Genomic DNA, 8,889 nt, shown 5'->3' with positions numbered 1-8,889 from the left:
GTGAGTGCAGAGAACCATGGAATTAAAAGTACTCAATATACAAGGCGCAGAAACCGGTGAAGTGGTTACGCTGAACGATGAGATTTTCGCCGTTGAAGTTTCTGAACATGCTATGTACCTGGATGTGAAGGCAATTCTTGCCAATCGCCGCCAGGGGACCCATAAAGCCAAGACCCGCGCCGAAGTTCGCGGTGGCGGCAAGAAGCCGTTTCGCCAGAAAGGCACTGGTAATGCCCGCCAGGGATCAACTCGCTCCGGTCTCATGGTCGGCGGTGGTGCCATTTTCGGCCCACAGCCTCGCACCTACGATCAGAAGGTCAACCGCAAGGTCAAGCAGCTCGCCCGCCGTTCGGCGTTGAGCGCCAAGGCCGCTGCCGGTCAGATCGTCGTGGTCGATGATTTCAGTTTTGAGGCTATCAAGACCCGTCCGGTTGCCGATATGCTTAAAAATCTCGGTCTCGCAGAAAAGAAGACTCTGCTCATGATGCCGCATCACGACAACGTGGTCAGCACCTCCGGCAGAAATATCGAGAAGCTCAACGTCATGGTCGCTGATCAGGCTTCGACCTATGATATTCTCAACAGCCAGGTCGTGCTTTTCCAGAAGGGCGCCCTGCAGAAAATAGAAGAAACATTAGGGTAATTACCGTTTGCCAGTAAAAAGGAGAAGATTGCAATGAAAAACCCGTTGCTGCGCCCGTGGCTGACTGAAAAGAGCACGAAACTCACCGAGCAAAAAGGCCAGTATGTGTTCCAGGTCAAGATAGATGCTGATAAGTTTGATATCAAGAAAGCCGTCGAAGAGAAGTTCGGTGTCGATGTCGTTTCCATCCGTACCATCAACTGCCTCGGCAAGTCAAAGCGTCAGTACACCCGCAAAGGGCTCATCGCCGGCAAGAAGAGCGACTGGAAAAAAGCGATCGTGACCCTTGGCGATGGCCAGACGATCGATTACTATGCCAAGCCGGCTGAAAAGAGCGAGAAATAAGATTATCAACTGGATAAGATAAATAGTACGATGGCAATCAGGAAATTAGCGCCGGTTACTCCGGGCACGAGGTTCGCCTCATATGCAGGTTTCGATGAGATCACCAAGAGTACTCCCGAGAAAAGCCTTCTTGTGCCGATCAAGAGGACTGGAGGACGCAACAGCACCGGTCGCGTGACCTCTCGCCACATGGGCGGTGGTCACAAGAGGTTCTACCGTATCATCGATTTCAAGCGCAACAAGGACAACGTGCCTGCAAAAGTTGCCGCGATCGAATATGACCCGAACCGATCAGCAAGGATTGCACTTCTTCATTATGTTGATGGAGAAAAACGTTATATTCTCGCTCCCAAAAATCTGAAGGTCGGCGACCGCATCGAAAGCGGCGAAAAGGTGGATATCAAGGTTGGCAATACCATGCCGCTGAAAAACATCCCGATCGGTTCCGATGTACACAATATTGAGCTGAAGATCGGAAAAGGCGGACAGATAGCAAGGTCAGCCGGCGCATATGCCGTGCTTGCTGCTCGTGAAGGCAACTACGCAACCCTGAAGATGCCGTCAGGCGAAATCAGGAAAGTGCGCATCGAGTGCCGTGCAACCATCGGCGTTATTGGAAACGCTGAGCACGAGAACATCAGCCTCGGTAAAGCAGGACGCAGCCGCTGGCTCGGTATTCGTCCCCAGACCCGTGGTATGGCCATGAACCCGGTTGATCATCCGATGGGTGGTGGTGAAGGTAAATCGAAATCTGGTGGCGGCAGAAAGCATCCGAAGTCTCCTTGGGGGCAGCTTGCTAAGGGTCTGAAGACCAGAAATAAGAAAAAAGCCTCGACGAAGTTGATCGTCCGCGGCAGAAAAGCCAAGTAACATAGCGGTAACAAACAACAAGCAGAGAGAATTATGCCAAGATCATTGAAAAAGGGCCCGTTCATCGAATTCAAGCTGGAAAAGCGGATCCTTGATATGAACAGCAAAGGTGAGAAGAAGGTGGTGAAAACCTGGTCGAGAAGCTCGATGATCTCTCCTGATTTTGTCGGTCACACCGTAGCGGTTCATAACGGCAAGACCCATGTGCCAGTGTACGTTACCGAAAACATGGTCGGCCACAAACTTGGCGAATTCGCTCCGACCAGGTTGTTCCGCGGCCATGCGGGCGGCAAGGCTGAAAAGGGCGGTTCGGCACCCAGGAAAAAATAAACTGAATAACGCGGAAAGGTAAGAGATATCATGCAAGCTAAAGCAATTTTACGGCATACACCGACGTCGCCCAGAAAAATGCGGCTCGTGGCCGGCCTTGTTCGTGGCAAGCGGGTCGATCAGGCGAAAGCCATCCTGCACAACTCCACCAAAAGCGCTTCCCGTAACGTGATGGTTACGCTCAAATCGGCTGTGGCGAACTGGTCGCAGCTCAATCCTGACGAAAGGCTCAACGATAACGAGCTGTTCGTCAAAGCGATCTTCGTCGATGAAGGTCCTTCGCTCAAGAGGCTCCTGCCGGCTCCGATGGGCCGCGCCTACAGGATTCGCAAGCGTTCGAATCACCTGACCATTGTCGTGGACAAGGTTGAGAACAAGGTAACCAAATAAAACAAGGAGATAGCATTGGGTCAGAAAGTAAATCCAACTGGATTCAGACTGGGAATCATCAAAGACTGGACTTCCCGCTGGTACGATGACGGACCGGTTATCGCCGAAAAGATCAAGCAGGATCAGGTTATCCGCAACTACGTCCATGCAAGGCTGAAGAAAGAGAAAGCCGGCATAGCTAAGATTGTTATCGAGCGCACGACCAAGCATATCAAGATCAATATCTATGCGGCTCGTCCGGGCGCTATCGTTGGCCACAAGGGTGAGGAGATCAATAACCTTTCCCAGGAGCTGACTCGCATCACCGGCAAAGAGGTCAAGATCGATGTCATCGAAGTGATCAAGCCGGAAATCGAAGCGCAGCTCATCGGCGAGAATATCGCTTATCAGCTTGAAAATCGCGTCTCCTTCCGCCGTGCCATGAAGATGGCGATCCAGCAGGCGATGCGTGCCGGCGCTGAAGGCGTCAGGATTCGCTGTGCAGGCCGTCTCGGCGGTGCTGAAATTGCTCGTGCCGAGCAATACAAAGAAGGAAAGATTCCGCTTCACACGCTCCGCGCCAACGTCGATTACGCAAGCGTGACCGCTCACACCATCGCCGGTGCTATCGGCATCAAGGTCTGGGTGTACAAGGGCGAGGTTCTCGTGCAGAGGCTCGACGCCATTGAAGAGGAAGAGATGAAGAAAATGCAGGAACGCCGTGGTGATTCCCGTGGCAGGGGTCGTGGCGATGGGCGCGGAGCAAAACGCCGCCGCCGTCCCGCCAAGAAGGCCTGACCTGACCCAAGTACCATATAATTTGAAACTGAGAGAATGGAGTTGCCGGTATGTTAATGCCAAAGAGGGTTCAATACAGAAAGACGCAGCGTGGCCGCATGAAGGGCAACGCCCAGCGTGGAACGGCGGTAACGTTTGGCTCCTTCGGCCTGAAGGCTATGGAGCCGGCATGGATCACCAGCCGCCAGATCGAAGCCGCTCGTATCGCGATGAACCGTTATATGAAGAGGGATGGAAAAATCTGGATCAGGATTTTTCCTGATAAGCCGGTTTCTAAGAAGCCTGCGGAGACCCGAATGGGTTCCGGTAAAGGTTCCCCAGAGTTCTGGGTTGCCGTCGTCAAGCCGGGCCGCGTTATGTTCGAAGCGGATGGCGTGCCGCGTGAGGTCGCTGTAGAGGCCTTTAGGCTTGCTGCCAAGAAGCTGCCGATCAAGACAAAGTTCATCGTCAGGCCAGATTACGAAGGATAAGGTGCAATCTAACCGCCAGAGAAGTGTATTATGAAAAACTATGAAATAGCGGCCATGGACAAAAAAGAGCTCCTCTCAAAGATTAAAGAGCTCGAAAACAGACTGGCCGATCTCAACTTTTACCAGGCGATCGAACCGGCGCAGAACCCGATGGTGTTCCGTAATTTGAAGCGGGATATCGCCCGGATGAAAACCAGGCTCACCCAGATCGACAGGCAGGAAAAAAGCAACGCCTGATAGTGGGTGCGTCAGTAAACAAACAGGAAGAATAACAAATGGACAACGCAGCAATGTCAAGTGGAGCTGAAACGAGGGGCAGAAAGAAGAGCTGGTTGGGCAAGGTTGTAAGCGATAGCATGGATAAGGGTATCGTTGTTGCCGTCGAGCGCAGGGTTCAGCATCCGGTCTACAAGAAGTACTTCAAGAAGACAACCCGTCTGATGGCTCATGACGAGAACAATGAGGCAGGTGTCGGCGATCTGGTGAGGATCACCGAATGCAGGCCGCTCAGCAAGAACAAGAGCTGCCGGCTTGTTGAAATCGTCGAAAAGGCCAAGTAACGGATTTATTATCATTTAAAGGGGTTAATGCAGGATGATCCAGAAAGAGACTAACCTGGTTGTCGCCGATAATAGCGGAGCGAAAAAAGTACGGTGCATTCATGTTTTCGGCGGTACCGGCAGGCGTTATGCCGCGCTTGGAGACCAGATCATGGTATCGGTTAAGGCTGCGGTTCCTGGCGGCGTCGTCAAGAAAAAAGATGTCTGCAAGGCAGTTGTGGTCAGGTGCGTCAAGGAGCAGAAAAGAAAAGATGGTTCCTATATCAGGTTTGACGAGAATGCCGTCGTGCTGCTTAATGCACAGGGCGAGCCGAGAGGCACCCGTATTTTCGGCCCGGTGGCGCGCGAGCTTCGCGACAAAAGATATATGAAAATCGTTTCGCTGGCTCCGGAGGTTCTCTGAGAGCCGATCAGCGGGAGTAACTCAGCTGGTAGAGTCACAGCCTTCCAAGCTGTTGGTCGCGGGTTCGAGTCCCGTCTCCCGCTCACGTTCAAGAATTACTATCATACAGGTCAATCATGAAAACTGGTATCAAAAAGGTCAAGCTCCACGTCAGGAAAAACGATGAGGTAACGGTCATTGCCGGTAACGACAAGGGCAAGTCAGGTAAAGTCCTGAAGGTGTTCCCTCAGAAAGGCCGCGTGATTGTCGAGGGCGTCAACATCCGGAAGCGTCACATGCGTCCGACCCAGGGAATGCCCCAGGGGGCGATCATCGAGCGCGAGTTTCCGATTCATGTCTCGAACGTCAAGAAGAGCTGAAAGAGATTTCATTAAAAGGCAGGATGACCAAGACCATCCTGTGTAAAAAGTGCAAGCAAAAATGTCAAAAAAAGAGAGTGTAGCGCAGGAAGTTGCTATGCCTGCCCGCCTTGAGGTCTACTACCGTGAGACCGTCGTTCCGAAACTGATGGAGCGATTCAAGTACAAGAGCATCATGATGGTGCCCCGCCTTGAGAAGATTTCGGTGAACATCGGTGTTGGCGAAGCCGCACAGGAGCCGAAGCTGCTTGAAACCGCCATGCAAGAGCTTGGCCAGATCACCGGCCAGAAGCCGCAGGTTCGCAAGGCCAAGAAGGCTATCTCGAACTTCAAGCTCCGCGAGGGACAGGCCATCGGATGCCGCGTTACCCTTCGCCGCAAGATCATGTTTGAGTTCATGGACCGCTTTATCTCGGTTGCTGTGCCGAGGATCCGCGATTTCCGCGGCCTGAGCGATACGAGCTTCGATGGCCGTGGAAACTATAATGTCGGTATCCGAGAACAGATTATCTTCCCTGAGATCGACATCGACAAGGTGCCGAGAATCAATGGTATGGATATCAGCTTCGTCACCTCCGCGAAAACAGACGAAGAGGCCTACGAGCTGCTCAGCCTGCTCGGCATGCCGTTCAAGAAAAAGAACCAATAAATCATAGCCCTGTACCAAGATGGCAAGGAAAAGCATCATTGCACGAAACGAAAAGAGGAAGAAGCTCGTCGAAAAGTATGCGGCTAAACGTGAGGAGCTGAAAGCGGCAGGCGATTATCAGGCACTGAGCCAGCTTCCGAGAGATAGCTCAGCCACGAGGCTTCGCACCCGTTGCGTCCTGACCGGACGTGGCCGCGGTAACTACCGGAAGTTCGGGCTTTGCCGCAACATGTTCCGCAAACTGGCCCTCGAAGGAAAGCTTCCCGGTGTCAGAAAAGCAAGCTGGTAAGCGCGCCTGCGGAGATCAAGAGAAAGATGTCTGTTCATTTACGAATGTAACCAACTGTTAGAGCCATGCCCGTAACGGATTCCATAGCCGATTTTATCACCCGGATCAGAAACGCCGGAAGTGCAAAAAACAAGACGACCGATATTCCTTATACCAGAGTCAGGGAAAATCTCTCGAAGCTTCTTCTCGAAAAGGGATACATCAAGAACTACACGGTGATCACCTCCGAGCAGTTTCCTTTCATTCGTGTCGAGCTGAAATACATGCAGGATGGCCAGCACGCCATCAAGGAGATCAGCCGGGTCAGCAAACCTGGCCGCAGGGTCTATCAGGGTAAGGATATCAAGCGATACCTTGGCGGGCTTGGTCTTTTCATCCTTTCGACCTCGAAAGGCATCTTGACCGACAAGGAAGCGCGCGAACAGAACGTCGGAGGCGAGGTGCTGTTCCGTATTTATTAATTTCATAAGCCAAAGAGCATCAGTTTACCATGTCAAGAATAGGAAAAATGCCGATCAGGCTTGCCGATCAGGCTCAGGTCGAGGTCAAGGAGAATATGATCAACGTGACCGGTCCGAAGGGGGCGCTTTCTCAGGCTCTGGTCGATGAGGTTATCGTTTCGGTTGCCGACGGCGCCGTGACTGTCCAGAGAAAGGACGATAGCAAGCGTGCGCGTGCTATGCACGGACTGTACCGTATGCTGGTGAGCAACATGGTCGAAGGTGTGACCAAAGGGTTCACCCGCAAACTCGAGATGTCCGGCGTCGGTTACCGCGCTGAGCTCAAGGGCAACCTCTTGGCGCTGACCCTCGGATACTCGCACATGATCTACTTCCAGCCTCCTGCCGAGATCAAGATCGAGGTGCCGGATCCGACTACCGTTCTTGTCAGCGGTATCGACAAGGCTCTGGTTGGCCAGATCGCCGCAAAGATTCGCTCCTTCAGAAAGCCGGAACCATATCGCGGCAAGGGCATCAAGTATGAAGGCGAAGTCATCCGCCGCAAAGAAGGCAAGGCTGCCGGCAAGTAAGCCGCCGCGCCGCATGAGCGAAACAAGTCAGGTAAAAAACATTTATACGGTTAGAGATAATGAGCCAAGTAGATAAAACTGCACGCAGGCAGAAAATCAAGGCACGCAGCAGGGCTGTCGTGCGTGGCACCCAGGAAAGGCCAAGACTGTGCGTTTTCAGGAGTCTTTCGCAGATCTATGCGCAACTGATCGACGACGAGAGCGGCAAGACCCTTATGGCGGCATCGAGCATGTCGAAAGAGAATGCCGGGCTTACCGGTACCAAATCCGAGGTGAGTGCAGCGATTGGCAAGCAGATTGCCGAGAAGGCTCTTGCACAGGGGATTTCCAGGGTCGTCTTCGACAGAAACGGATTCCGGTATCACGGTCGCATCAAGGCCCTGGCCGACGGTGCCCGTGAAGCCGGCCTCATCTTTTAAAACTTTTCAAAGAGAGAACGTACATGTCGAAAAAATCTGGCAGGAATATCAAGCCCGGAGAGTTGAATCTGAAAGAGAAGCTGGTGCACATCAACAGGACCGCCAAGGTGGTCAAGGGCGGCAAGCGCTTCGGGTTCAACGCGATTGTGGTTGTCGGTGACAAGGAAGGTCATGTTGGATACGGGCTTGGAAAAGCGAACGAAGTTCAGGATGCTATTGCCAAGGGCGTAGAGGATGGCAAAAAGAACGTCATCAAGGTGCCGATTGTCAAGGGAACCATTCCCCACCCGATCGTTGCCAAATACGGTTCGGCCAAAGTGCTGATGAAGCCGGCGACCCCTGGTACCGGATTGATTGCTGGCGGTGCCGTCAGGGCCGTGCTTGAAATGGCTGGGATCCATGATATTCTGACCAAGTCTCTCGGCTCCTCCAATCCGCACAACGTGGTCAAGGCAGCTATCAAGGGACTTCAGAACATCTCTGACGCCAACGATGTGGCAGAGCGCCGCTCAAAGAGCTTGAAAGAGGTATTTGAAAGCTAAAAAGGAGATAAGGTGATCATGAGCGAGAAAATGATAAAGGTTACCCAAGTGCGCAGCGTTATCGGCGGCACCAAGAAGCAGAAAGACACGATCAAGGCTCTCGGTCTGGGAAGGCCGAACCACAAGGTCGAAATCAAGGACAACGCCTGCACGAGAGGTCAGATTCGCGTCGTCCAGCACCTTGTCAAGGTTGAAGAGCTTTAACAGAATCAATAAAGACAGTCGGGAATCAAAGCAATGGATTTAAGTTCACTCCGCCCTGCCAAAGGTGCAGTCAAAGCAAGAAAAAGGGTCGGTCGCGGCCCCGGTTCAGGTAATGGTACGACAGCGGGCAAGGGCAACAAGGGTCAGCAGTCGCGCAGCGGCTACCAGCGTCCGGTCATCGAGGGCGGTCAGATGCCGATCTACCGCAGACTTCCGAAATTCGGTTTCACTCCTCCCAACCAGAAGGCTGTGGCTTGCGTCAACGTCGCCCAGATCCAGATGTGGATCGAGAAAGGGCTTGTTGGCGAAGAGATCAGCGTGCTCGATCTCAAGCACCTCTGCAACGCCAGCAACCAGGAGTATTTCAAGGTACTCGGCAACGGTGAGCTTACTTCCACAGTGACCATCACGGCACACTTCTTCAGCAAGAGTGCCGAAGAGAAGATCGCCAAGGCTGGCGGCAAGATCGTCAAGGCGTATCGCACCCTCGAAGAGGCTGCCAAGGTTAACGGTCTGCCGTTTGAAGAGGCTCTTTTGACTCCTAAAGCCAAAGTTGTCAAGGTCAAGAAAGAGAAGAAATCGGTCAAGTCTTGAATCAGGGAATGAGCT

19 protein-coding genes and 1 tRNA gene are annotated in these 8,889 nt (G+C 52.8%); all 20 read left to right on the top strand.

Annotated features, from left to right (window positions below):
• The first annotated feature begins 16 nt into the window (after positions 1-16).
• The 20 genes from rplD to rplO all read left to right on the top strand — a co-directional run bounded on the left by rplD (position 17) and on the right by rplO (position 8,874).
• Positions 17-643 carry a 50S ribosomal protein L4 gene (gene rplD / locus AYT24_RS09930; RefSeq protein ID WP_010933841.1) on the top strand — a complete coding sequence of 209 codons (627 nt, stop codon included), beginning with the start codon at positions 17-19 and terminating at the stop codon, positions 641-643.
• 33 nt (positions 644-676) lie between these two features.
• Positions 677-988 (top strand): 50S ribosomal protein L23, encoded by a 312-nt coding sequence (gene rplW, locus AYT24_RS09925; protein WP_010933840.1) that lies wholly within the window; start codon positions 677-679, stop codon positions 986-988.
• A 30-nt stretch (positions 989-1,018) separates the two neighbouring features.
• Positions 1,019-1,858 carry a 50S ribosomal protein L2 gene (rplB, locus tag AYT24_RS09920; RefSeq protein WP_010933839.1) on the top strand — a complete coding sequence of 280 codons (840 nt, stop codon included), beginning with the start codon at positions 1,019-1,021 and terminating at the stop codon, positions 1,856-1,858.
• Positions 1,859-1,891: 33 nt separating this feature from the next.
• Entirely contained in the window at positions 1,892-2,188 is a 297-nt protein-coding gene (gene rpsS, locus AYT24_RS09915; protein ID WP_010933838.1) for a 30S ribosomal protein S19, read from the top strand.
• Positions 2,189-2,218: 30 nt separating this feature from the next.
• On the top strand, positions 2,219-2,578 hold the full coding sequence (rplV, locus tag AYT24_RS09910; protein WP_010933837.1) for a 50S ribosomal protein L22: 360 nt from the start codon (positions 2,219-2,221) through the stop codon (positions 2,576-2,578).
• Positions 2,579-2,593: 15 nt separating this feature from the next.
• Complete coding sequence (rpsC, locus tag AYT24_RS09905; RefSeq protein ID WP_010933836.1) at positions 2,594-3,355, top strand: 30S ribosomal protein S3; 762 nt, start codon at positions 2,594-2,596, stop codon at positions 3,353-3,355.
• 50 nt (positions 3,356-3,405) lie between these two features.
• Positions 3,406-3,825 carry a 50S ribosomal protein L16 gene (rplP, locus tag AYT24_RS09900; RefSeq protein ID WP_010933835.1) on the top strand — a complete coding sequence of 140 codons (420 nt, stop codon included), beginning with the start codon at positions 3,406-3,408 and terminating at the stop codon, positions 3,823-3,825.
• A 30-nt stretch (positions 3,826-3,855) separates the two neighbouring features.
• Positions 3,856-4,062, top strand: coding sequence for a 50S ribosomal protein L29 (gene rpmC / locus AYT24_RS09895; RefSeq protein WP_010933834.1), 207 nt, complete (start codon positions 3,856-3,858; stop codon positions 4,060-4,062).
• Between the two features lie 53 nt (positions 4,063-4,115).
• On the top strand, positions 4,116-4,385 hold the full coding sequence (gene rpsQ, locus AYT24_RS09890; RefSeq protein ID WP_010933833.1) for a 30S ribosomal protein S17: 270 nt from the start codon (positions 4,116-4,118) through the stop codon (positions 4,383-4,385).
• A 34-nt stretch (positions 4,386-4,419) separates the two neighbouring features.
• Complete coding sequence (gene rplN, locus AYT24_RS09885; protein ID WP_010933832.1) at positions 4,420-4,788, top strand: 50S ribosomal protein L14; 369 nt, start codon at positions 4,420-4,422, stop codon at positions 4,786-4,788.
• Between the two features lie 10 nt (positions 4,789-4,798).
• Positions 4,799-4,871: transfer RNA gene (locus tag AYT24_RS09880), tRNA-Gly, on the top strand.
• 33 nt (positions 4,872-4,904) lie between these two features.
• Positions 4,905-5,147 (top strand): 50S ribosomal protein L24, encoded by a 243-nt coding sequence (gene rplX, locus AYT24_RS09875; protein ID WP_010933831.1) that lies wholly within the window; start codon positions 4,905-4,907, stop codon positions 5,145-5,147.
• A gap of 61 nt (positions 5,148-5,208) precedes the next feature.
• Complete coding sequence (rplE, locus tag AYT24_RS09870) at positions 5,209-5,796, top strand: 50S ribosomal protein L5 (protein WP_226986816.1); 588 nt, start codon at positions 5,209-5,211, stop codon at positions 5,794-5,796.
• Between the two features lie 19 nt (positions 5,797-5,815).
• A complete protein-coding gene (rpsN, locus tag AYT24_RS09865) occupies positions 5,816-6,085 on the top strand; it encodes a 30S ribosomal protein S14 (RefSeq protein WP_010933829.1) in 270 nt (89 codons plus the stop codon).
• A gap of 65 nt (positions 6,086-6,150) precedes the next feature.
• Positions 6,151-6,546 carry a 30S ribosomal protein S8 gene (gene rpsH, locus AYT24_RS09860; RefSeq protein ID WP_010933828.1) on the top strand — a complete coding sequence of 132 codons (396 nt, stop codon included), beginning with the start codon at positions 6,151-6,153 and terminating at the stop codon, positions 6,544-6,546.
• Positions 6,547-6,575: 29 nt separating this feature from the next.
• The gene (gene rplF, locus AYT24_RS09855; protein ID WP_010933827.1) at positions 6,576-7,115 is read left to right on the top strand and encodes a 50S ribosomal protein L6; all 540 of its coding nucleotides are present in this window, start codon (positions 6,576-6,578) and stop codon (positions 7,113-7,115) included.
• Between the two features lie 59 nt (positions 7,116-7,174).
• Positions 7,175-7,534 (top strand): 50S ribosomal protein L18, encoded by a 360-nt coding sequence (gene rplR / locus AYT24_RS09850; RefSeq protein WP_010933826.1) that lies wholly within the window; start codon positions 7,175-7,177, stop codon positions 7,532-7,534.
• A 23-nt stretch (positions 7,535-7,557) separates the two neighbouring features.
• Positions 7,558-8,076 (top strand): 30S ribosomal protein S5, encoded by a 519-nt coding sequence (gene rpsE / locus AYT24_RS09845; protein ID WP_010933825.1) that lies wholly within the window; start codon positions 7,558-7,560, stop codon positions 8,074-8,076.
• A gap of 18 nt (positions 8,077-8,094) precedes the next feature.
• Positions 8,095-8,280 carry a 50S ribosomal protein L30 gene (gene rpmD, locus AYT24_RS09840; RefSeq protein ID WP_010933824.1) on the top strand — a complete coding sequence of 62 codons (186 nt, stop codon included), beginning with the start codon at positions 8,095-8,097 and terminating at the stop codon, positions 8,278-8,280.
• Positions 8,281-8,313: 33 nt separating this feature from the next.
• On the top strand, positions 8,314-8,874 hold the full coding sequence (rplO, locus tag AYT24_RS09835; protein ID WP_010933823.1) for a 50S ribosomal protein L15: 561 nt from the start codon (positions 8,314-8,316) through the stop codon (positions 8,872-8,874).
• Positions 8,875-8,889 lie beyond the last annotated feature (15 nt).

The organism is Chlorobaculum tepidum TLS (assembly GCF_000006985.1).
Classification (GTDB): domain Bacteria; phylum Bacteroidota; class Chlorobiia; order Chlorobiales; family Chlorobiaceae; genus Chlorobaculum; species Chlorobaculum tepidum.
The sequence above is the reverse complement of the archived record's forward strand: the minus strand, read 5'-3'. Positions and strand labels throughout refer to the sequence as shown.

Bases quoted from the DNA above. Each gene is read 5' to 3' on its own strand.
- rplD (WP_010933841.1), top strand. From the start codon at position 17: ATGGAATTAAAAGTACTCAATATACAAGGCGCAGAAACCGGTGAAGTG.
- rplX (WP_010933831.1), top strand. From the start codon at position 4,905: ATGAAAACTGGTATCAAAAAGGTCAAGCTCCACGTCAGGAAAAACGAT.
- rplF (WP_010933827.1), top strand. From the start codon at position 6,576: ATGTCAAGAATAGGAAAAATGCCGATCAGGCTTGCCGATCAGGCTCAG.
- rplW (WP_010933840.1), top strand. From the start codon at position 677: ATGAAAAACCCGTTGCTGCGCCCGTGGCTGACTGAAAAGAGCACGAAA.
- rplN (WP_010933832.1), top strand. From the start codon at position 4,420: ATGATCCAGAAAGAGACTAACCTGGTTGTCGCCGATAATAGCGGAGCG.
- rplP (WP_010933835.1), top strand. From the start codon at position 3,406: ATGTTAATGCCAAAGAGGGTTCAATACAGAAAGACGCAGCGTGGCCGC.
- rpsE (WP_010933825.1), top strand. From the start codon at position 7,558: ATGTCGAAAAAATCTGGCAGGAATATCAAGCCCGGAGAGTTGAATCTG.
- rplR (WP_010933826.1), top strand. From the start codon at position 7,175: ATGAGCCAAGTAGATAAAACTGCACGCAGGCAGAAAATCAAGGCACGC.
- rpsN (WP_010933829.1), top strand. From the start codon at position 5,816: ATGGCAAGGAAAAGCATCATTGCACGAAACGAAAAGAGGAAGAAGCTC.
- rpsH (WP_010933828.1), top strand. From the start codon at position 6,151: ATGCCCGTAACGGATTCCATAGCCGATTTTATCACCCGGATCAGAAAC.
- rpmC (WP_010933834.1), top strand. From the start codon at position 3,856: ATGAAAAACTATGAAATAGCGGCCATGGACAAAAAAGAGCTCCTCTCA.
- rpsQ (WP_010933833.1), top strand. From the start codon at position 4,116: ATGTCAAGTGGAGCTGAAACGAGGGGCAGAAAGAAGAGCTGGTTGGGC.
- rpsS (WP_010933838.1), top strand. From the start codon at position 1,892: ATGCCAAGATCATTGAAAAAGGGCCCGTTCATCGAATTCAAGCTGGAA.
- rplO (WP_010933823.1), top strand. From the start codon at position 8,314: ATGGATTTAAGTTCACTCCGCCCTGCCAAAGGTGCAGTCAAAGCAAGA.
- rpmD (WP_010933824.1), top strand. From the start codon at position 8,095: ATGAGCGAGAAAATGATAAAGGTTACCCAAGTGCGCAGCGTTATCGGC.
- rplB (WP_010933839.1), top strand. From the start codon at position 1,019: ATGGCAATCAGGAAATTAGCGCCGGTTACTCCGGGCACGAGGTTCGCC.
- rplE (WP_226986816.1), top strand. From the start codon at position 5,209: ATGTCAAAAAAAGAGAGTGTAGCGCAGGAAGTTGCTATGCCTGCCCGC.
- rplV (WP_010933837.1), top strand. From the start codon at position 2,219: ATGCAAGCTAAAGCAATTTTACGGCATACACCGACGTCGCCCAGAAAA.